The 21,497-nt window shown below is 69.7% G+C and carries 19 protein-coding genes; 13 read left to right on the forward strand and 6 right to left on the reverse strand.

The genetic code is table 11. The features are described 5' to 3' along the window. Nucleotides 1-325 precede the first annotated feature (325 nt). Genes EV667_RS18250 through EV667_RS18260 form a run of 3 tightly spaced genes read left to right on the forward strand, consistent with a single transcriptional unit; the run spans nt 326 to nt 2,393 of the window. Nucleotides 326-946, forward strand: coding sequence for a LemA family protein (locus EV667_RS18250; RefSeq protein ID WP_131836756.1), 621 nt, complete (start codon nt 326-328; stop codon nt 944-946). A 53-nt stretch (nt 947-999) separates the two neighbouring features. Next, nucleotides 1,000-1,773, forward strand: a complete 774-nt coding sequence (locus tag EV667_RS18255) for a TPM domain-containing protein (protein WP_131836849.1) — start codon at nt 1,000-1,002, stop codon at nt 1,771-1,773. Then, entirely contained in the window at nt 1,773-2,393 is a 621-nt protein-coding gene (locus EV667_RS18260) for a TPM domain-containing protein (RefSeq protein WP_131836757.1), read from the forward strand. The genes EV667_RS18255 and EV667_RS18260 overlap by 1 nt, the downstream gene beginning before the upstream one ends. 18 nt (nt 2,394-2,411) lie before the next feature. Here the strand turns inward: EV667_RS18260 and EV667_RS18265 are convergent, their stop codons facing one another. Together EV667_RS18265 and EV667_RS18270 are read right to left on the reverse strand one after the other, a co-directional pair. Beyond that, the gene (locus EV667_RS18265; protein WP_131836758.1) at nt 2,412-3,548 is read right to left on the reverse strand and encodes a YihY/virulence factor BrkB family protein; all 1,137 of its coding nucleotides are present in this window, start codon (nt 3,546-3,548) and stop codon (nt 2,412-2,414) included. Nucleotides 3,549-3,714: 166 nt separating this feature from the next. Further along, nucleotides 3,715-5,037, reverse strand: a complete 1,323-nt coding sequence (locus tag EV667_RS18270) for a UDP-glucose dehydrogenase family protein (protein ID WP_131836759.1) — start codon at nt 5,035-5,037, stop codon at nt 3,715-3,717. Nucleotides 5,038-5,398: 361 nt separating this feature from the next. Between EV667_RS18270 and EV667_RS18275 the strand changes: the two genes are divergently transcribed. From EV667_RS18275 to EV667_RS18310, 8 genes are all read left to right on the forward strand, one after another. Next, on the forward strand, nt 5,399-6,541 hold the full coding sequence (locus EV667_RS18275; RefSeq protein ID WP_131836760.1) for an ABC transporter substrate-binding protein: 1,143 nt from the start codon (nt 5,399-5,401) through the stop codon (nt 6,539-6,541). Between the two features lie 64 nt (nt 6,542-6,605). After that, complete coding sequence (locus tag EV667_RS18280) at nt 6,606-7,781, forward strand: YncE family protein (protein WP_131836761.1); 1,176 nt, start codon at nt 6,606-6,608, stop codon at nt 7,779-7,781. A gap of 25 nt (nt 7,782-7,806) precedes the next feature. Further along, entirely contained in the window at nt 7,807-9,075 is a 1,269-nt protein-coding gene (locus EV667_RS18285; protein WP_245516246.1) for an isochorismate synthase, read from the forward strand. Beyond that, nucleotides 9,072-10,697 carry a (2,3-dihydroxybenzoyl)adenylate synthase gene (locus tag EV667_RS18290; RefSeq protein ID WP_131836762.1) on the forward strand — a complete coding sequence of 542 codons (1,626 nt, stop codon included), beginning with the start codon at nt 9,072-9,074 and terminating at the stop codon, nt 10,695-10,697. Before EV667_RS18285 ends, EV667_RS18290 begins: the two co-directional genes overlap by 4 nt. Continuing rightward, nucleotides 10,698-11,339, forward strand: a complete 642-nt coding sequence (locus EV667_RS18295; RefSeq protein ID WP_131836763.1) for an isochorismatase family protein — start codon at nt 10,698-10,700, stop codon at nt 11,337-11,339. Further along, nucleotides 11,339-11,623 carry a phosphopantetheine-binding protein gene (locus EV667_RS22955; RefSeq protein ID WP_131836764.1) on the forward strand — a complete coding sequence of 95 codons (285 nt, stop codon included), beginning with the start codon at nt 11,339-11,341 and terminating at the stop codon, nt 11,621-11,623. Before EV667_RS18295 ends, EV667_RS22955 begins: the two co-directional genes overlap by 1 nt. Further along, nucleotides 11,616-15,521, forward strand: coding sequence for an amino acid adenylation domain-containing protein (locus tag EV667_RS18305; protein ID WP_245516247.1), 3,906 nt, complete (start codon nt 11,616-11,618; stop codon nt 15,519-15,521). Before EV667_RS22955 ends, EV667_RS18305 begins: the two co-directional genes overlap by 8 nt. Beyond that, on the forward strand, nt 15,503-16,279 hold the full coding sequence (locus EV667_RS18310; RefSeq protein ID WP_131836765.1) for a 2,3-dihydro-2,3-dihydroxybenzoate dehydrogenase: 777 nt from the start codon (nt 15,503-15,505) through the stop codon (nt 16,277-16,279). Before EV667_RS18305 ends, EV667_RS18310 begins: the two co-directional genes overlap by 19 nt. A 103-nt stretch (nt 16,280-16,382) precedes the next feature. Here the strand turns inward: EV667_RS18310 and EV667_RS18315 are convergent, their stop codons facing one another. The 3 genes from EV667_RS18315 to EV667_RS18325 all read right to left on the reverse strand — a co-directional run bounded on the left by EV667_RS18315 (nt 16,383) and on the right by EV667_RS18325 (nt 18,688). Further along, a complete protein-coding gene (locus EV667_RS18315) occupies nt 16,383-17,186 on the reverse strand; it encodes an ABC transporter ATP-binding protein (protein ID WP_131836766.1) in 804 nt (267 codons plus the stop codon). Beyond that, complete coding sequence (locus tag EV667_RS18320) at nt 17,186-18,277, reverse strand: FecCD family ABC transporter permease (RefSeq protein ID WP_131836767.1); 1,092 nt, start codon at nt 18,275-18,277, stop codon at nt 17,186-17,188. The genes EV667_RS18315 and EV667_RS18320 overlap by 1 nt, the downstream gene beginning before the upstream one ends. 72 nt (nt 18,278-18,349) lie before the next feature. Beyond that, entirely contained in the window at nt 18,350-18,688 is a 339-nt protein-coding gene (locus EV667_RS18325) for an immunity 53 family protein (RefSeq protein WP_131836768.1), read from the reverse strand. A 468-nt stretch (nt 18,689-19,156) separates the two neighbouring features. Here EV667_RS18325 and EV667_RS18330 point away from each other — a divergent pair, with 468 nt between their 5' ends. After that, entirely contained in the window at nt 19,157-19,972 is an 816-nt protein-coding gene (locus EV667_RS18330; protein WP_131836769.1) for an alpha/beta hydrolase, read from the forward strand. 266 nt (nt 19,973-20,238) lie between these two features. Then, entirely contained in the window at nt 20,239-20,784 is a 546-nt protein-coding gene (locus EV667_RS18335; RefSeq protein WP_245516248.1) for a disulfide bond formation protein B, read from the forward strand. Nucleotides 20,785-20,845: 61 nt separating this feature from the next. On the opposite strand, the gene EV667_RS18340 is transcribed toward EV667_RS18335, so the two are convergent. Next, nucleotides 20,846-21,403, reverse strand: a complete 558-nt coding sequence (locus EV667_RS18340) for an HNH endonuclease (protein ID WP_131836770.1) — start codon at nt 21,401-21,403, stop codon at nt 20,846-20,848. Nucleotides 21,404-21,497: the final 94 nt, after the last annotated feature.

The raw sequence follows: 21,497 nt of genomic DNA on the forward strand, positions 1-21,497 counted from the left end.
TTTGCAATTCATCAATGGCTTGCCCGCATGGATGAGCCTCATCCCAAAGCGGGCTGGCGCGCCTATATCAAGCGCCTCTCTGACTGGACGTGCCGCCATGAGCGCTCTCGGCTTTCTTCCCATTCCCCTCGTCTCCGCGCTTCTCTTGCTGGGCTTTGCCGTTTCCATGATGTTCGCCTTCAACGTGCTGGGCGAGCGGGACAGCGGCAAGACGTGAGCGCGCAGGTTCTCGGCCGACGGCCTTGCGGGAGTGGGTGAACTCTGCACCGCTCCGCTCTATAATCAGCGTGCCGCCTGTGCGGCCGTGCTGCTGAAAGGGCCCGTCATGCCGAACCTCTCCCGCCTGTCGGGGCTCTCCCGCCGCCTTCTCGCGCCGCTGCTGCTGGTGGTCCTCGCCACCGGCCTCGCCGGCTGCGGGGTCAACAACATTCCCACCAATGAGGAAAAGGCGAAGGCCGCCTGGAGCGACGTGCTGAATCAGTATCAGCGCCGCGCCGAGCTGATCCCCAACCTCGTCGAGACCGTGAAGGGCTACGCCCAGCACGAGAGCGAGGTGCTGACGCAGGTGACGGAAGCGCGGGCGCAGGCGACCTCGATCAAGGTCGATGCCTCCACCATCACCGATCCCGAGCAGTTCCGGCAGTTCCAGCAGGCGCAGCAGCAGCTTTCAGGCGCGCTGGGCCGGCTGATCGCCATTTCCGAGGCCTATCCGGACCTGAAGGCGAACCAGAATTTTCTGGCGCTGCAGGCGCAGATCGAAGGCACGGAGAACCGCATCGCCGTGGCGCGGCGCGATTATATCGAGGCGGTGCGCGTCTATAACACCGAGCTGCGTACCTTCCCCGGCGTGCTCTGGGCCAACACGCTCTACCGCAGCATGAAACCGATGGAGACCTTCACCATCGCCGAGGAGCAGATGAAGGCGCCTCAGGTGAAGTTCAACTGACCGTGCGGGCGTTGATTCTCCCCGGACGCGGTGCCCGCGCTGTCGCGCTCGCGATGCTGGCGGGGCTGATCGCCCTTGCTGTTTTCGGGCTCGCACCGGCGCGGGCGGAGATGACTTTTCCCGCGCTCACGGGACGGGTGGTGGACGGCGCGCAGGTGCTGACCCCCGAGGCCCGCGCGGCGCTGGAGGCCAGGCTCGCCGCGCAGGAGGCCCGCACCACCGACCAGTTCGTCGTCGCCACCGTGCCTTCGCTGGAGGGCACCTCGGTGGAGGACTATGCCAACCGGCTGTTCCGCTTCTGGAAGCTGGGGCAGGGCGACAAGGACAATGGCGTGCTGCTGCTGGTCGCGCCCAATGAGCGGCGGGTGCGGATCGAGACCGGCTACGGGCTGGAAGGCGTGCTGCCCGATGCGGTGGCGAGCACCATCATCCAGACCGCTGTTCTCCCGGATTTCCGCGGCGGCGATTTCGCCGGCGGAATCGAGAAGGGCGCCGAGGCGGTGATCGAGGTGCTCAATCTCGACCCCGAGGAGGCGAAGGAACGCGCCCGCCTCGCGGCCGAGCCGGAAATGAGCGGCGACGACTGGGGGCACATCGTCTTCATCGTGCTGATGATCGCTTTCTGGGGCTTCGTGTTCTATCGGCAGGCGCGTTCCGGCCATCTGCGCATGCGCGGGCGGCGCGGCGCCGGTGCGCTCACGGGCGGCGCGGCCGGCTGGGACTGGTCGCGCCGGGGTGGCGGCAGATGGTCCGGCGGTAGCGGTGGCGGCGGATTCTCCGGCGGCGGCGGCTCGTCCGGCGGCGGCGGGGCATCGGGAAGCTGGTGATGGGCGAGAGCTTGAACGAACAGGAGCATGCGGCCGTTGCCGCCGCCATCGCGCAGGCGGAAGCGGCGACGGGAGGCGAGATCCGTGTCGTGGTGCTGACGCGGCCGCTGGTGAACCATGGCTTTTACGGGCTGATGTGGGCGGCGCTGCTGGCGCTGGTGCTGCCCTGGCCGCTCGCTTTGCTGACCGCGCTGGACACGCCGATGCTGCTGTCGATTCAGGCCTGCGCTTTCATGGTGGCCGGCGCGGTGCTGATCTTCACCCCGCTCGGCGCGCGCACCGTGCCCCGCTTTGCCCGCGAGGAAGCCGGCCGGGCCGCCGCTGTCGACCAGTTCCTCGCGCTCGGCGTGCATCGCACCAGCGACCGCACCGGGGTGCTGATCCTGGTGGCGCCGGCCGAGCATCTGGTGGAAGTGGTCGCCGACGAGGCGATCCACGCCAAGGTGGGACCTGAGGCTTGGGAGGGCGTGTGCGCCGCCGTGCTGTCCGAGGCGCGCGAGGGGCGGCTGGGCGACGGGCTGGTGCAGGGCGTGGCGGCAGCCGGGCACATTCTCGCCCGGCATGTGCCGCCCACCCCCGGCGACGCCAATGAACTGCCGGATCGCCTGATCGTCCTGTGAGCCGCGCGGACCCGTCGATCAGGGTTGCGCCGCGCCGATCGTGTCGGCCACCCGCGCGCCCCGCAGGCCCATCGGCAACGGTGCCCCGGTGGTGGTGTCGCGCGCGGTCTGGTGCTCGATCTCCGCGTTCAGCTCCGCGCCGAGCAGAAGCACCGTCATGGACAGCCAGATCCACACCATGAAGCCGATGACCGCGCCGAGCGAACCATAGGTTTGCTCATAGGACGCGAAGTGGCTCACATACCAGGAGAATCCGGCCGAGGTCGCCAGCCACAGCAGCGCGGCAAGGGCGCTGCCCATGCTCACCCACCGCCATTTCGGACGCTCGCGCGAGGGGCCGAAGCGGTAGACGACGGTGATCAGGAAGGCCACGACCACGGCCAGCGCCGGCCATCGCAGAAGCGAGATCATCCGCTCGGTGCCGCCGGGAATGTCGAGCACGTTCAGCACCAGCGGCAGCACCACCACGCTCGCCAGCGCGAGGACCGCGAACAGCACCGCGCAGAGGGTGAAGCCCAGCGTGACCAGGGTAAAGTGGAAGAAGGACCGCCGCTCGTCCTCCTGGTAGGCGATGTTGAGGGCCTCTATCATCGCTTTGGTGGCCGCGTTGGCGCTCCAGAGCGCCACCCCCAGGCTGAACACGAACCGCCATCCGAGGCCGGACGTCCCGGTCGCCGTGAGCCGCGCGATCTGGTCGCGCATCACCTCGATGGCGCCCGACGGCAGGACCCAGGAGGCCGCTTCCAGCTGGCCCTGGATGGTCGAGGGATCCAGGAACAGCCCGTAGAGCGAGATGATGGCCGCCAGAGCGGGGAAGGTGGCGAGGAGCGTGTAGAAGGTGACGCCGGCGGCGAGCCCGAGCACCCGATCGGCAAAGAAGTTCTTGGCCGTGCGCAGGAGGATGTCGCGCCAGCCGCGACGGGGAATCTGCGCTGGATTGGTGGCGGTGCGCCCGCGTGCCCTCTCCAGCCGCGCGGCGGCAGCGCTGGCATGCGCGCCGTCAGGGGCCGGGTCGTGAGGGGTCGGGCCGTTAGGGGTCGGGCCGTTAGGGGTCGGGCCTTGGCGCCTCGGGCGGAGGGCCGCGCCGGCATAGGCGCCGATCACCGCGCCGGTCAGCGCCGCGCCCCATATCGCCCGTCTGTCGCCCGTGCCCATGCCCGTCTCTCCCCTCATTGCCATCCCGACGCCCACGCCCACGCCCACGCCAATGCCCATCGCGACGCTGTTGCTCGCGGGAAATGAGCGCGGCCGTTGGTCGCCCTACCGGGTTGCCGATCGAGAGGTGAACGCGGGGGAGGGGGCCCTGTTCCGCCGGCGGGCCTCAGCCGATGGAGAGATCGCCCCGGCCGATGCCGACATAGGCGAAGCCCCGGCGCACCAGGTCTTCCGGCGGATAGATGTTGCGCAGATCGACCACGATGGGGCTGCGCAGCTGCGTCTTCAGCCGGTCGAGATCGAGGGCGCGGAAGGCGTCCCATTCGGTGACGATGACCAGGCAATCCGCGCCCTCGGCGCATTCATAGGCGCCGGTCGCGTAATGGACACCCTCGGGGAGAACCTTGCGCGCCTCCTCCATGCCGACCGGATCATAGGCGCGGATCTTCACCCCCCGGTCGACCAGCGACTGGATGATGTTGATGGCGGGGCTGTCGCGCATGTCGTCGGTATTGGGCTTGAAGGTGAGGCCGAGCACGGCGACGGTGGCCCCGCGTGGGGACACCGTCATGGCCTCCAGCACCCGGCGGCCCATCGCGGCCTTGCGGGTCTCGTTCAGCGTCGTCACGGTCTCCACCAGGCGCAGTGGCGTGCCGGCCTCCTGCGCGGTGCGGATCAGAGCGAGGGTATCCTTGGGAAAGCAGGAGCCGCCATAGCCGGGGCCGGCATGCAGGAATTTCGGCCCGATGCGGCGGTCGAGGCCGATGCCGCGCGCCACTTCCTGCACGTCGCCGCCGACCTTCTCGCAGAGATCCGCCATTTCGTTGATGAAGGTGATCTTGACCGCGAGAAAGGCGTTGCTGGCGTATTTGATCAGCTCGGCATTGGCCCGATCGGTGAACAGCACGGGCGCCGCATTGAGCGAGAGCGGGCGATAGAGCGCCGCCATCACCTCGCGGGCGCGCGGATCGGCGGTGCCGACCACGATGCGGTCCGGGCGCTTGAAGTCCTCGATCGCCGCGCCCTCGCGCAGGAATTCGGGATTGGAGACGACGGAGATATCCGCCGTCGGCACTTCCTCCCGCATGATCTGTTCAAGGCCGGCGCCGGTGCCAACAGGCACGGTCGACTTGGTGACGACGACAGTGAAGCCCTCGGCGGCGCGGGCGATCTCGCGGGCGGCGGCGTGGACATAGGACAGGTCGGCATGGCCATCGCCGCGCCGCGAGGGCGTACCTACGGCGATGAACACCACCTCCGCGTCGGCGACCGCCGCCGCGAGGTCGGTGGTGAAGCGCAGCCTGCCGTCGGCCACATTGCGCGCGACCAGATCGTCGAGGCCGGGCTCGAAGATCGGCATGACGCCCGCCCTGAGCCGCTCGATCTTGGAGATGTCCTTGTCGACGCAGGTGACGTCGTGGCCGAAGTCGGAAAAGCAGGTGCCGGAAACCAGGCCGACATAACCTGTACCGATCATCGCGACGCGCATGGGTGCTCTCAATCCGGTTGGCGGCGAGGCTCCTGCCGCCCGTCAGGAGCCTACTACCCCTTTAGCCAATGACGTCCCCTTTTTCGAGGACCGTCGCGGCTCGTGGTTCCAAAGGGAAGGAACAGTGCCAGCCTTCTGCGTCACCTCAACGACACAGGAGCACGGGCTGCTGGCAACGGCGTTGTGATGACGCCGCGTCAAGACAAGAGGCTTTACGATAAGTAAAACAGTCCGGATGACGAAAGATGATATAAATTAGACTAATTAAAAACAAGCAATTACAAATTGTTTAGTTGACATGCCGGGTGTCCCGGAGGGATTAGGCTTCATCAATAGCGTCCCCCGCCGGTATTTTCCGCTCATGTTTTCCCCCACCCGCGCCAACACTGCCGCCACGTGCCGCCTCCGGGCGGGATGGCTGGCGGCATGGGCGCTTGTCTTTTTCGCCCTCGCGGTTCCGGTGGCGGCGCAGGCGCAGATCGTGCTGCAGGACGTCACCGGGCGCGAGGTGACGCTGGCGGCGCCGGCGAAACGGCTGCTGATCGACGACGGGCGGTTCCTCATCGCGCTGGCGCTCATTCATCGCGATCCGGTCAGCGTGCTGGCCGCGTGGCCGCGCGACATCAACCGGATCGGCACGCGCACCTATGACGCCTACCGGGCGAGGTTCCCCGCCATCGACGCTCTCGCCAAGGTGGCGAGTTCCGCCGGTGCCGTATCGGTGGAGCAGGTGGTGGCGGCGCAGCCCGATCTCGCCGTGTTCTCGCTCGGCGCCCAGCCTTCGCCAGAGGAGCGCGCCCGCATCGAGGCGGCCGGCATTCCGGTGGTGGTGATCGACTTCTTCACCCATCCGCTGGTCAATCTGGAACCGAGCCTCACCCTGCTCGGCGCAGCCACCGGGGGCTCGGCGAAGGCGCAGGAGTTTCTTGCCTTCCGCCGCGCCCATCTCGACGCCGTGCGCGAAAAGCTTGCCGGGCTGACCGAGGCCGAGCGGCCGCGCGTGTTTCTGGAGCCGCATGCGGCGATGACGGCGGATTGCTGCAATTCGCCCGGTCGCGGCAATGTCGGCGACATCATCGAGGCGGTGGGCGGCACCAATATCGGCGCGGCGGTGATCCCGCGCGCCTTCGGCAAGCTCAACCTCGAATATGTGGTCGCGCAGGACCCGCAGGTCTACATCGCTACCGGCGGCAGCCACATGGAGGGCACCGCCGGCCTGCTGATCGGACCGGAATACAGCGCCGCGACGGCGCGCGAGAGGCTGGCGCGGCTGCTGGAGCGGCCGGGCTTCTCCGGCTTCGCGGCGGTGCGCGACCGCCGCGTCCACGGGCTCTCGCACCAGCTTCTCAACTCGCCTCTCGACCTGATCACCGTCGAGATCCTGGCCAAGTGGATCCACCCCCGCCGCTTCGGCGCGCTCGATGTCGAGGGCACGGTGGCGCAGGTCAATGAGCGCTTCCTCGCCGTGCCGGTCGAGGGGCCCAACTGGATCAGCCTCGACTGACGGGGCGCCCGCCGGGGGCGACCACCGTCCCGGATATCCCGACATCACTCAACGGAGACACGTCATGCCGATCGACGCGACCTTTGCCCGGCCCAGCCTGCGATCCCGCGCCCTCGCCCGGGCCGCCCTTGCCCGCGTCACTTTAGCTTCTGTCGCGCTGGTCGGCCTCGCCGGGGCGGCGCTGGCCGACCCGGAATTCGTGACATCGGTGAAGCCCGGCGCGGGACTGTACGAACTGGTTTTCAGCGCGCCGATGAACCGCGTCTATGTCGCCGCCGCCGGCGGCCGCGGGGCGACCGAGACCTTCATCTACGCGCTTGACCCGGCAACGCTGGAGACCAAGGAGACCATCGCGCTCGGCGACGACCCGGTGTTCGGCCTCGGCGTCAACAACACCACGAAGACGCTCTACGGCACCCAGACCCGCGACGGCTCGCTGGCGGTGATCGACCTCGCCACCGGCAAGGTGGTCGCCAAGATCGCCAAGGGCGAGAAGGCGCATGTGCGCGAGGTCGTGGTCGATGAGGCGGCCAACCGCGCCTATGTCACCGTGACCGGCCGGCGCGACACGCCCTCCTCGGTGTGGATTGTCGACGGTGCCAAGAAGGAAATCGTCGACACGATCGACAATCTGCCGGGCTCCGTGACCGGCATCTCGCTGGACGCCAAGGGCAAGCGCCTCTTCCTCTCCGCCATGGAGAGCAACGAGGTTCATGTTGTCGACCTCGCCAGCAAGAAGGTGACGAGCTTCCCCTCGGGCGGCGAAGGGGCGATCAACCTCGCCTATGACGCCTCCGGCGACCAGGTGTTCGTGGCCAACCAGGGTTCCGGCGAGGTCACGGTGCTTGACGCCAAGGATGGCAAGATCATCAAGGAAATCCCCACCGGCGCCGGCGCGCTCAGCCTCGCGATCGACCCACAGCGCAGCCTGCTCTATGTCACCAACCGCCAGGCCGGCTTCACCTCGCTGGTCGACACCAAGACCCTGGAGCCGGTTGCCAATGTCGTCACCGGCTCGATGCCGCAGACCGTGGCGGTGGATGTCGCGACGGGCAATGCCTATGTCTCGAACAAGCTGAAGTCTGCCGGCCGCCCGCCGCGTCCCGCGACGCCGCCCGCGGGTGCCGCCGCTGCCCCGGGCGCCCAGCCGACGGGTGGTCCCGCTGCGGAGGCGCCCCGCGCGCGCCCGGTGCCGATGGTCGACCCCTATGGTGACACCGTCACCCTGATCAAGCCCTGAGCCGCAGCGCCGGAGCCCCGCCGTCATGACGGCTTCCCACGGAGCGATGCGTCGGCGTGCGGGCGCGGCGATGGCGGTGGCGGACGAGGCGGCGAGGGCCGCCGGGTTCGCTGCCGGCGCGTCGCCCTCGTTCGCGCCGGCGGCCGACATGGCTTTCGTGCTCGCCGGCGCCGACGAGACGCTGGTGGCGCGGGGCGTGCTCGGGTGCATTGCCGAGGGGCCCGGATCGCTCGGCGAGCGGGTGCGGCTTCTGCTGGCGGAAGGGGAGGGGCCGGACCTCGTGGTCGGGGCGCTGCCGTTCCGCGCGGACGCGCCACCTCATCTCTATCGTCCGGCCGCACTTTCGCGTCGTCCCGGCCTTGTCGACCTTGCCGCCGCCTCGCCCTCGCCGGGCCGGGCCGGAACCCTCCGCTCGCCGCGCTGGCAGGTGGCGCCGGAGCCGACGCTGGCCGCCTACGAGGCCGCTGTCGCCGGGGCGCTGGCGCGGATGGCGCAAGGCGGGGAGGGACTGCGCAAGATCGTTCTCTCGCGCAGCCTGAAGATCACCGCCGACCGCCCGCTCGACGCGACGGCGCTTCTGCGCGCACTGGCGCGGGATGAGAGCGTTGTTGCCTTCTGCGTGCCTCTGCCGTCTCCTGGGGCGCCGCGTGCGCTGGTGGGGGCGACGCCGGAACGGCTGGTGTCGAAGCGCGGAATGGCCGTCACCTCGCACCCGCTGGCGGGTTCGTCGCGCCGGGCCCGCGACGCCGGGGCCGACCGCGCGGCGGCGCAGGCGCTGCTCGGTTCCGAAAAAGACCGGCGCGAGCATCGCGAGGTGGTGGAGGCCATTCTCGACCAGCTGGCGCCGCACTGCGCGGAACTCGCCGCGCCCAGCGAGCCGGAACTGACGTCGACCGCCAGCATGTGGCACCTCGGCACGCCGATTGCCGGGCGGCTGCGCGACGATTCGCTTTCCGCGCTCGACCTCGCGCTGCTGCTGCACCCCACCCCAGCCGTCTGCGGCACCCCCCGCCTGCCGGCCGCCCGCGCCATCGCCGAACTGGAGGGTTATGAGCGCGGCTTCTATGCCGGCGCCGTCGGCTGGTGCGACGCTTCCGGCGATGGCGACTGGCACGTGGCGATCCGCTGCGCCGAGCTTGCCGGGCGCGAGGCACGGCTCTATGCCGGCGCCGGCATCGTCGCCGGTTCCGACCCGGCGGCGGAGGGCGAGGAGACCTCGGCCAAGTTCGCCGCCCTGCTCACCGCGCTCGGCATCGACGAACAGGGCCGGGCGTTGGAGGAGGAGACGGCGTGAGACCGCTCGAACAGATCTGGCCGGCCGAATTCGCCGCGCGCTACCGCGAAGAGGGCTATTGGCGGGGAGAGACCTTCACCTCTTTCCTGCGCGCGCGCGCCGCCGCGATGCCGGACCGCCTCGCCGTGGTCGGCGGCGAGAGGCGCTGGAGCTTTGCCGAGCTGGAGGCGCGCGCCGAACGCCTCGCGCGCGGGCTGCTGGCGCTGGGGTTGCGCCCGGGTGACCGGGTGGTGGTGCAGTTGCCCAACATTCCCGAATTCCTCTCCGTGGTGTTCGGCCTGTTCCGCGCCCGGCTGATCCCGGTCTATGCGCTGCCGGCGCATCGCAGCGTCGAGATCGTCCACTTCGCCCGCACGGCGCAGGCGCGCGGCTACATCGTCGCGGACCGGCATGACGGCTTCGACTACCGCGCGCTGGCGGAAGAGGTGCGCGGCGAGGTGCCGGAGCTTGCCCATGTCGTGGTGGTGGGCGAGGCGGGGCCGTTCGTCGCGCTCGACGCGCTGCCCGACGGCGATGCGGCCACGCTTCCGGGGGATGCCGACCCCTCCGAGGTGGCCTTCCTGCAGATCTCCGGGGGCTCGACGGGTCTCTCAAAGCTGATCCCGCGCACCCATGACGACTACATCTATTCGTTCCGCGCCAGTGCCGAGATCTGCGGGCTCGACGCTTCGAGCGTCTATCTCGCGGCGTTGCCGGTGGCGCATAATTTTCCCATGAGTTCGCCCGGCGTTTTCGGTGCGCTTTATGCGGGTTCGCGCGTGGTGCTCGCGCCTTCGCCGAGCCCAGAAGCGGCCTTTCCGCTGATCGCCCGCGAGGGCGTGACGATGACCGGGCTGGTGCCGCCGTTGGCGCTGCTGTGGCTGCAGGCGGCGCCGACGACGCCGCACGACCTCTCCTCGCTGCAGGTGCTGCAGGTGGGAGGGGCGAAGTTCCTGCCCGAATCCGCCCGCCGGGTGCGCCCCGTGCTGGGCTGTACGCTGCAGCAGGTGTTCGGCATGGCCGAGGGGCTGGTGAACTACACGAGGCTCGACGACCCCGAGGAGGTCATCGTCACCACGCAGGGGCGGCCGATCAGCCCGGATGACGAGGTGCTGATCCTCGACGATGAGGGCGTGCCGGTGCCGGAGGGCGAGGCGGGCAATTTGCTGACGCGCGGGCCCTACACGATCCGCGCCTATCACGCCAATGACGGCGCCAATGCCCGCGCCTTCACGCCCGACGGCTTCTACCGCACCGGCGACGTGGTGAAGCGCACGGCCGAGGGCTACCTCGTGGTGCAGGGGCGGGCGGGCGACCATATCAACCGCGCGGGCGAGAAGATTTCCGCCGAGGAGATCGAGGATCATCTGCTCGGCCACGCCAGCGTGTTCGACGCCGCCGTGGTCTCGCTGCCCGACGATTTCCTCGGGGAGCGTTCCTGCGCCTTCATCATCGCGCAGGGCGAGAGGCCCAAGGCGGCGGCACTGAAAGCGTGGATGCGCAGTCGCGGACTGGCCGACTTCAAGGTGCCGGACCAGATCGTGTTCGTCGATGCCTTCGAGACCACGGCGGTCGGCAAGGTGTCGCGCAAGGAGCTGCGCGCCAGTCTGCGCCGGCGTTTTCTCGCGCAAATGGAGGGCTGAATGAGCGCGAAAGGGCTGCCGACGATTGCCCCCTATGCGCTGCCGGGCGCGAATGATCTCCCGGCGCCTCGCGCGCCGTGGAAACTGGAGCGCGACCGCGCGGCGCTGCTGGTCCACGACATGCAGAACTATTTCCTGCGCCCCTTCGCGCCCGATGCCTCCCCGCTCGCCCCTGTCGTCGCCAATATCGCCGCGCTGGCGCAGGCCGCGCGCAAGGCGGGCGTGCCGGTGTTCTACACCGCGCAGGAGGGCGACCAGGACCGGCGCGACCGGGGGCTGCAGGCAGATTTGTGGGGCCCCGGCATGAGCGGCGCGGCCGAGCATCAGCCGATCCTTGCCGCGCTGGCGCCGCAGCCGGGCGACAAGGTGCTGGTGAAGCACCGCTACAGCGCCTTCCAGCGCTCGAATCTTGAGACGCTGCTTCGCGCGCGCGGGCGAGACCAGCTCATCATCACGGGTGTCTACGCCCATATCGGCTGCACACTGACGGCGGCCGATGCCTTCATGCGCGACATCGAGCCGTTCATGGTAGCCGACGCGCTGGCGGATTTCTCCCGCGTGAAGCACGACCTCGCCCTTTCCTATGTCGCCGACACATGCGGCGTGCCTGTGATGACCGCGCGCATTCTGGAGGCGCTGTGATGGCGATCGAGCCCGGAGACATCCGCCGTATCGTCACCCAAGCCGCGCCGGTGACGCGCGCGACGATGCGGGCCGACATCGCGAAAATGCTGCATGAGGACCCCGAGGAGATCGGCGGCGGCGACAGCCTCATCGACCTCGGCCTCGATTCCATGCGGGCGATGAATCTGGTGCTGAAATGGAGCGAAGGCGGGTTGGCGCTCGACTTCGCCGAATTCGCCGAGAGCCCGACGCTGGACAGCTGGTGGGCGCTGGTCGAGGCGCGCCAAAGCATGCGTGGCTGATCCGATGGACGCGGCGCATCCGCTCACCGAGGCGCAATCGGGCCTGTGGTACGCGCAACGGCTCGACCCCTCGAATCCGCTGTTCAATACCGGCCAGTCCATCGACATGACCGGGCCGCTCGACCGCGAGGCTTTCGCGGTCGCGCTGGCGCAGGCGGTGGGGGAGGCCGACGCGCTGGCGCTGCGCCTGATCGACACGCCCGGCGGGCCGATGCAGGTGATCGACCCGGCGCATCGCCCGGTGCTGGAGGTGATCGACCTCTCGCGGAAGACGGACCCGCTGGCGGCCGCGCAGGCCGCGATCGCCCGCGACATGGCGACCCCGATCGACCCGGCGCGCGACCCCCTCGCCGCCGAGCGGCTGTTCGTGCTGGGGCAGGAGCGGCACATCTGGCAGCAGCGCATCCACCATCTCGCCATAGACGGCTACGGGATGATCCTGCTCACCCAGCGCGTGGCGGAGCTTTACAATGCCCGCCGGCGCGGCACCGCGCCGGGGCCGGCATTACCCGGAATCAGCGTCGCCTTCGCCGAAGACGCGACCTATCGCGCCTCTGACAAGCGCGCGACGGACGGCGCCTATTGGCGCGCGCTGTTCGCCGACGCCCCCGACGTGGCGAGCCTTGCGCCCGGAATTCCGGCGAGCGCGGCGACTTTTCACCGCCGCGCGGTGGAAATCGACGCCGCCGCCTTCGCGCGCCTGCGGGAAACAGCCGAGCGCACGGCGATCCCGTGGCCGGACGTGGTGACGGCGCTGGCCGCCGCCTATGTCGGGCGGCACACCGGCACGCCCGAGGTGATCGTCGGCGTGCCGTTCATGGCGCGGCTGGGTAGCGCCGCGGCGCGGGTGCCGGCGATGCTGATGAACGTGCTGCCGCTGCGCGTCGACGTGGCGGGGGACGGCGATCTCGACACCTATCTCGGCGCGGTGGCGAAGAGCCTCACCCGCGCCCGCCGGCACGGGCGCTACCGCTCCGAGCAGCTGCGCCGCGATCTCAGGCGGGTCGGCGGCCAGAGGCGGCTGCACGGGCCGCTGATCAATCTGCTGCCCTTCGACGAGACGCCGCGCTTTGACGGGCTGACCAACCGGCTGGAGGTGCTGTCGACCGGGCCGGTGGAGGACATCACCTTCACCTTCCGCCTGCACGGCACCGACGGGCTGCGGCTGGAGGTGGACGCCAACCCGGACCTCTACGCCGTTGAAACCGTCGAGGCGCACACGGCCCGGCTCGCGCATTTCATCGCGGCGGCAAGCGCGGCCGGGAGCCTTGCCGATGTGGCGACGGCAACGCCGGAGGAGGCGCACCGGCACCTGCTCACGCTCAACGCCACCGACCACGCCGTGCCGGACACGACGCTGGCGGCGCTGATCGAGGCGCAGATGCGGGCGACGCCGCAGGCGCCAGCGCTGCGCTTCGCCGGCCAGACGATGGACTATGCGACGCTCGACGCCCGTAGCCGGGCGCTGGCGGAACGCCTTGTGGCGGCGGGCGAGGGCGGCATCGTCGCGGTGGCGCTGCCGCGTTCCTTCGATCTGGTGGTGGCGCTGGTCGCGGTGCTGCGGGCGGGGCTCGCCTATCTCCCGCTGGATCTTGCGCAGCCGGATGCGCGGCTCGCCCGAATTCTGGCCTCGGCGCAGCCGCGCCTTGTGCTGGCGTTGGCCGGGGACAGTCCCCGTTTCGCCGGCAAGGCGGAGGTGGCGGCGCCCGATAGCTGGCCCGACGCGCCCGCCGGCACGCCGCTCGCCGGCCCGGCACCGGAGGATGCGGCCTATGTGATCTACACCTCCGGTTCCACCGGCGAGCCGAAGGGCGTGGTGATCGAGCATCGCGCCATCGTCAACCGGCTGGTTTGGATGCGGGCGCAGTACGGCTTCACCCCCACCGACCGCATTTTGCAGAAGACGCCGGCGACCTTCGACGTCTCGGTGTGGGAGTTCTTCCTGCCGCTGATATCAGGCGCCTGCCTTGTCATCGCCCCGCCCGACGCCCACCGTGACCCGCTGGCGCTGGCGCGGATCATTGCCGAGGAGGCGATAACGACCGCGCATTTCGTGCCCTCGATGCTGGCGGCCTTTCTCGCCGAGCCGGCGGCGCAGGGGCTCGCGCTGGCCCGCGTGTTCTGCTCCGGCGAGGAATTGCCGGCGGACCTGCGCGACCGATTCCACCGCACGCTCCGCGCCGAACTGCACAATCTCTATGGGCCGACCGAGGCGGCGGTGGATGTGAGCTATTGGCCGGCCGGCGCGGATGATACCTCGCGCCCTGTGCCGATCGGCTTCCCGGTGTGGAACACGCGGCTCTATGTGCTCGACGCGCGGGGCCGGCCGCAGCCCCCCGACGTGCCGGGGCACCTGTTCCTCGGCGGCGTGCAGCTGGCGCGCGGCTATCTCGGCCGCGACGACCTCACCACGGAGCGCTTTCTTCCCGACCCGTTCCGGCCGGGCGAGCGGATCTATGCCACAGGCGATCTCGCTCTGTGGCGGCCGGACGGGGCGGTGGTGTTTCTCGGCCGCTCCGACCATCAGGTGAAGATACGCGGGCTGCGGATCGAGCTTGGCGAGATCGAGGCGGCGGCGATGGACAGCGGCCTCGTGCGCCAGTGCGCCGTCCTCGCGCGCGAGGACCGGGGCGCGACCCGCCTCATTGCCTATGTCGTGGCCGAACCGGGCGCCGACCTTTCCACGCTGAAGGCCGGGATTGCCGCCCGCGTGCCGGACCACATGGTGCCGGCGGCGATCCTCGCGCTGGACGAGCTGCCGGTGAACGCCAATGGCAAGCTCGACCGCAATGCGCTGCCGGCGCCGGATTTTGCCGGTTCCGGCAACCGTGCGCCGGTCACGCCGGCCGAGCGGAAGGTGGCAGAGCTGTTCGCCGCGCAGCTGCAGCTCGACGCACCGGCGATGGCGGAGGATGATTTTTTCGCGCTGGGCGGGGATTCGCTCAGTGCCGTCGCGCTGCTGCTGCGCGTGCGCGAGGCTTTCGGGCGCGATCCCGGCCTCGGCGCGCTGTTCGCCCGGCCGACCGTGGAAGGCTTCGCTCGCCTGCTGGAAGCCGAAGCGCCGGCGGAGGATCTCGGCCTCGCGCCGCTCATCGCTCTGGTTGAGGGCGCGCCTGACCTGCCGCCGCTGTTCGTCATCCATCCCGCCGGCGGTATTTCCTGGTGCTATGGGCGGCTGGCGCGGGCGCTCGCCCCGCGCCGCACGGTCTATGGCGTGCAGGCACCGGCACTGGCGCCGGGCGTGCCGCCGCCGGAAAGTCTGGAGGCGCTGGCGGCGGACTATGTCGCGCGGCTGCGCGCTGTCCGTCCCGAGGGGCCCTATCATCTGCTCGGCTGGTCGGTCGGCGGCATCCTCGCCCAGGCGATGGCGGTGCGGCTCGCCGATACCGGCCAGAAGGTGGGGATCGTGGCGATGCTCGATTCCTACCCCTGCGATGTCTGGCGCGGCGAGCCGGACCCGGGCGAAGCGGGTGCGCTGAAGGCGCTGCTCGCAATCGCCGGCCATGACCCCGACCGGCTGCCGGCGCTGGCGCTGAACCGCGCCAGTGTGCTCGCCTTCCTGCGCGCCTCCGACAGCCCGCTCGGGCAGCTGCCGGACGCGGCGCTGGACGGCGTCGTGCGGGTGGTGGCGGGCAACAACCGGCTGGTGCGCGGGCATTTCCACCGCCGCTATGAAGGGCCGGTCCTGCATTTCCGTGCCGCGCTGGACCATGCGGGGCGTGACCTCTCGCCCGCCATGTGGGCGCCCTATGCGGCGGCGGTCGAGGTGATCGAGGTGCCGAGCCTGCATGCCCATCTCACCGGGCCGGAGGCGGTGCAGGCGATCGCCCCCGTGCTGGGGAAGGCGTTGGTGGCGGCGGAGAAAAGGGAGGCAGCGACATGCGCGACAGCGGGTTGAACGGCAAGGTCGCGCTGGTGACGGGCGCGGCCGGCGGCATCGGCATGGCGCTTGTGCGCCAGCTCGCGGCGGAGGGCGTGCGCGTCGTCGCCACCGACCGCGAGGCGGTGGGGCCGGAGGCGCTGGCGGAAGAGCTGGGCGCCGCCGTCGTTCCGGCCTCGCTCGACGTGCGCTCCACCGAGGCGGTGGACGCGCTGGTGGCGTGGATCGAGCGGGAGATCGGCCCCATCGACCTGCTCGCCCATGTGGCGGGGGTGCTGTCCTATGAGCCGGTGGTGAGCCTTTCCGACGCCGAGTGGGAGCGGGTGCTGGATATCAACGCGACCGGCGTGTTCCGGGTGGCACGGGCGGTGGCGCGGGTGATGCAGCCGCGACAGCGCGGGGCGATGGTGGTGGTGTCGTCCAATGCCGCCGGCATTCCGCGCCACGCCATGGCGGCCTATGCCGCCTCCAAGGCGGCGGCGACCATGTTCACCCGCTGCCTCGGGCTGGAACTGGCGCCGCACGGCATACGCTGCAACATCGTCGCCCCCGGCTCGACACTAACCCCGATGCAGACCGGCATGTGGGCGGACGAGCACGGCGCGGCCCGGGTGATCGCCGGCACGCCGGAAACCTTCAAGGCCGGGATCCCCTTGGGAAAACTGGCGAACCCGGACGATGTCGCCGACGCCGTGCTGTTTTTGCTCTCCGACCGCGCCGGCCATGTCACCATGGCCGATCTCTATGTCGATGGCGGCGCCACGCTGCGGGGGTGACTGGAGCACGTCCGGTGAAAGTCGGTTCACCGGACGTGCTCCAGGTTTCTGTTTTAAGGCATTTCCTTCACGCGGACCGGGACCCACTTCGCTCCAAAATGCTCTAGGCCGCCCGATCGACGATGACCTGCAGGAAGCCCTGCGAGCAGGGCTCGACACGGGCCTCGACCTTGTAGACACGCGCCAGCATCTGCGGGGTGATGGCCTGTTCCGGCAGGCCATCGGCGGCAACGACGCCATGTTCCAGAACGACGATTCGCTGGCAATAGCGGGCGGCCTGGGCGATGTCGTGCAGCACGATCACCACGATGATGGAGCGCTCGCGGGCCAGTTCCGCCACCAGCTGCATCACCCGCATCTGGTGGTGGATGTCGAGCGCGCTGGTCGGCTCGTCCAGCAAAAGTACGGTGGGCTCGCGCACCAGCGACTGGGCGAGGCTGGCGAGCTGGCGCTGGCCGCCGGAGAGCTCATCGAGCCCGCGCCGGGAAAGATCGAGGATTCCAAGCCGTTCGAGCGTTTCCAGCGCGCGCGCCTGCGCCTCGGATGTGGAAAGCACGACGTCGCTGCGGGCCGACATCAGCGCCGAGAGCGTCGCCTCGAACACGGTGAGCGCCACGCGCTGGGGCAGCGCCTGCGGCATGTAGGTGACGTGCCGCGCATGCTGCGAAACGGGCAGGCCGGTGAGTTCGAGGGGGTGGGCAGGGCTTGCCATGCCAACCAGCCGGATCGATCCTTTCGCCGGCACCAGCCCGGCGAGCGCGCGCAGCAGCGTGGTCTTGCCGGCCGCGTTCGGGCCGATAAGCGCCGTGACGCCGCCGCCGGTAATCGGCGTCAGGCTCAGATTCTCGATGATCGGCCGCCGTCCATAGAACACGGACAGGCCGTCGAGGGTGAGAAGCGGCGCCATCACAGCCGCTCCCGCCGGGCGAAGATCAGCACCATGAAGAAGGGCACGCCGACCAGCGCGGTGACGATGCCGACCGGCAGGAGGGCGCCGGGCACAATGAGCTTCGACCCGACCGAGGCGAGCGACATGATGACGGCACCCGCCAGCATCGAGGCCGGCAGGAAGAAGCGGTGGTCCTCGCCGACCAGGAGGCGGGCAATGTGCGGGGCCACCAGCCCGATGAAGCCGATGGTGCCGACAAAGGCGACCGAGGTGGCGGCCAGCAGGCTCACCCGCAGCAGCGAAAAAAAGCGCAGTTGCCTGACCGAGATGCCGAAGGAGCGCGCCCGGTCCTCGCCAAGGCGCAGCGCCGTCATTCGCCAGGAGGCTTTGAGCGAAAACGGCACGACGGCAAGGATGACGAGCGCCAGCACGCCGAGCTTGTCCCAGCTGGCGCGCGAGAGGCTGCCCATGCTCCAGAACACCAGCTGCTGCAGCGCCTCCTGGCTCGCGACATACTGCACCAGCGCCACCAGCGCGTTGAAGGTGAAGACCAGCGCGATGCCGAACAGCACCAGCGTTTCCACCCCGGTGCCGCGCAGATTGGCCATGGCCTGCAGCATCAGCACCGAGCCAAGGGCGAAGATGAAGGCGAAGGCCGGCAGGTTCCAGTCGGCCGGGATCAGCGGCAGGCTCACCCCCAGCACCAGCGCCAGCGCCGCGCCGAAGGAGGCGGCGGAAGACACGCCGAGGGTGAACGGGCTGGCCAGCGGGTTGTTGAGAATGGTCTGCATCTCTGCCCCGGCCAGCGCCAGCGCCGTCCCCACCAGCACCGCCATCAGCGCATAAGGCAGGCGCACTTCCCAGATGATGACGCGGGAGGGGGCGTCGAGGCCGGAGGGGTTCAGCAGGCCGGACACGACATCGGCAAGGGGAAGGTTGGAGGGGCCCGTCGCGATGTCGAACAGCAGCGCCACCAGCATCAGCGCGCCGAGCCCGGCAACGAGGAGGATGCGACGGCGCACCAGCCGGGCATAAGCCGCGCGCTCGCCGGCATGGGAGGCGTGGCGGACCTCGGCTTGGGGACCGGCTGGGGCAGAGGGCGGGCGCATACGATCTCCGACCGGCATGGGGCAGCACTGGGTTCTGCATGAGCCGCAAAGGCGGGTCAAGTTCCTGCCAGGTCACAGAAATTTCTGGAACGGTTCCAGTGTGGGGCGGTCCTTCGGAGGGCTATCAATCGCAAAGGCGCGGAACGCTTCCACCAGCGAACGAAGATGCAGCGGGCCGCCGGCCCCCCGAAACAGGTTGTCTTCTGTCCAGCAGGTCCACCAGTCAGTCGGGTGATGGTAATTATGCTGGATTCGATTGAGTGTCTGGCCGTCGCAGTCGGTTCCGGAAAGGTCGACGGTCAACGTCCAGCCTGGGTTGTCGAGGGTGTCGATACGCACACCGTAGCTGTGCTCCCAATCGCCATCGCATTGGGCCTGATACCAGCCGGTCAACCAATCGAAGACGTCCATACACAAGCCATATCACTGGTCGGTACTTCGCTAAAGCGAGCAGCGCCCTGCCGTATTGTCCTTCCGGACAGCCTATCGAGGACTCTCCGGGCGCTGCTCCTCACCTCCCCGTCGAGGAGAGGTGAAGAGCAGCGCGCAGCGCGGGTAGCGAGGCGCCGGCAGCGTCCTTCTTCTTCCCCGTCATCCTAAGATGCTCGGAACAGCCGAGCCTCGAAGGACCCAGGCTCCCGCCGCTGGCGGCCCCGTCCCCGACGGGGAGAGGGGGAAGGGGAGCCGTCCTTTGCCTCCCCATCCTGCGCCTCCCGCCTCTTCGCCTCCCTCGCCGTCATGCCCTGGTCTGGTCCGGGCATCCTTGTCTTCCCGCTCGGGGATGCCGGCGGGCTTGGCGCCGGGGGCCTGTTGGGGCAAGAGGGGAGGGTCGGGGTTTCCCGGCGCCCCCTTGTCCTCCCTTCTCCTGCGGCGTTTTCGATGAACCCCGTCACACTGCCCGACGCCGAATGGTTCGACCTCGCCCCGCCCGGCGGCGGGGTGCCGTGGCGGATCTTTCTTGCCCGGCCGCAGGGCGAGGCGCCGGCCGCCGGCTTTCCCGCCCTGTTCATGCTCGACGCCAATGCCGGCTTTGCCACCTTTGCCGAGGTGCTGCGGCGCGGCGCGGTGCGCCCGCAGGCGACCGGCATCGCGCCGATGATGCTGGTCGGTATCGGGTATCCTGAGGGCGACGATGCGAGGGTGCGGCGGCATGTCGACTACACGGCCGGGCCAGGGGCGGAGGACAGTGCCCGGCCGACCGGCGGGCGCGACGCCTTCCTTGCCTTCATAGAGCAGGTGCTGAAGCCGCATCTCGCGGCGCGGTTTCCGCTCGACCCGGCGCGGCAGACGCTGTTCGGCCATTCGCTGGCCGGCTGGTTCACGCTCGATGTGATGACGCGCAACAGCGCCGCCTTCCGCTCCTATGTCGCGGTAAGCCCTTCGATCTGGTGGGACGAGGCGCGGCTTGTCGAGGGCCTCGCGCTGGCGCGGAAACGGCCGCCGCGCCTGTCCATGCTCGTCGGCGAGTGGGAGCAGGCGCTCGCCCCCTGGCAGGCCTTGCGGCCGGAGGCGGGCGAGATGGCGGCGCGGCGGGCGCGGCGGGCGATGGTCGACCGGGCGCGGGGCTTTGCCGACCGGGCCGCGGCGGCGTTCGGCCCGGCGGCGGAGGTGCGCTTCGAGCTTATGGCGGGGGAGGACCATGCCTCGATCCTGCCCTCCGCGATGGCGCGGGCGTTGCGCTTCGCGCTGGCGTGAGGCGCGGGACATGCCCGAGCTTATGGCGGGGGAGGACCATGCCTCGATCCTGCCCTCCGCGATGGCGCGGGCGTTGCGCTTCGCGCTGGCGTGAGGCGCGGGACATGCTTCGGGACTGGCGGGAGGTTCGCGCCTTGGCATGACGGGCAGGGTGAGGCGTTGGCTGCCGTGCGCCGGCCTCGGGCAGACGTGATGTTCGGCCCCATTTGCGCCGGCGGGCCAAGCGGCTAGTACTGGCGCGATTGTTTCGAGATCGGTGCCCGCCAATGATGTCCACGCCTGTCGCCCCACACGCCGCCGCCCCCTCGCCCGCCGCTCGCCGGGCGGTGCGCAATCGCCAGGTGACGGCGGCGCTGGTGGTGGCCTTCGCCAGCGCCGGGGCGCTGGCCGGGGCGTGGTATTTCCAACTGGTGGTGGGGCTGGCGCCATGCCCGCTCTGCCTCGAACAGCGCATTCCCTATTACATCGCCGTGCCGGTGGCACTGATTGGCGGCGTGTTCGCGCTCCTCGGCAAGGAAGGGCCGGCGCGGGTCGCGCTGGGGCTCTGCGGCATGCTGATGGCGCTGGGCGCCTTCCTCGCGGTCTATCATGCCGGCGTGGAATGGGGCTTTTGGGCCGGGCCGGACACCTGTTCCGGCGCCGGGCCGGCGCTTGGCGGGGGCGACCTGCTGGGCCAGCTCCAGGGCGCGCGGGTGGTGCGCTGCGACGAGGCGCCGTGGCGCCTGCTCGGCCTGTCGCTCGCCGGCTATAACGCTTTCATCGCCAGCGCGCTGGTGGTGGTGGCGATGTGGGGCGCGACGGCAAAGGCGTGAGCGTTCCTGCACGCGATCCCGGACAGGGCCTGCGGTCCTTCCGGGATGACGATTTTTCCGCTCACGGGTCCAGCTCGGTGTCCCAGTAGAGATAGTCCATCCAGCTGTCGTGCAGGTAGTTCGGCGGGAAGTGGCGGCCGTTCTGGTGCAGGTCGAACACGTTGGGCTGGTAGGGCTTCTGTCGCGGCAGCATGTGCGCGGCTTCAGGCATCTGGCTGCCCTTGCGCAGATTGCAGGGCGAGCAGGCGGCGACGACGTTCTCCCACGTCGTCTGGCCGCCGCGCGAGCGCGGGATGACGTGATCGAAGGTCAGGTCCTCGCGCGAATCGCAGTATTGGCAGGTGAAGCGGTCGCGCAGGAAAACGTTGAAGCGGGTGAAGGCGGGCTGGCGCGAGGGGCGGATGAAGGTCTTCAGCGAGACGACGCTCGGCAGCCGCATCTGGAAGGTCGCGCTGGAGACCTGCCGCTCATAATATTCGACGATATTCACCCGGTCGAGGAACACCGCCTTGATCGCGTCCTGCCACGCCCAGACCGACAAGGGGTAATAGCTCAGCGGCCGGTAATCGGCGTTGAGCACGAGGGCAGGCCAGGCACCCGGAGACAAAGTCGCCGTCAACGCTCGCTCCCTGTCAGGAGCGTCAGCACGGCCGCTTGAGTCGGCGCCGCGTGACGCACGGCGATACTCTATAGGGAGCGTGTCAGTCTTGTGA

It is taken from the genome of Ancylobacter aquaticus, assembly GCF_004339465.1.
GTDB classification, from domain to species: Bacteria; Pseudomonadota; Alphaproteobacteria; order Rhizobiales; family Xanthobacteraceae; genus Ancylobacter; species Ancylobacter aquaticus.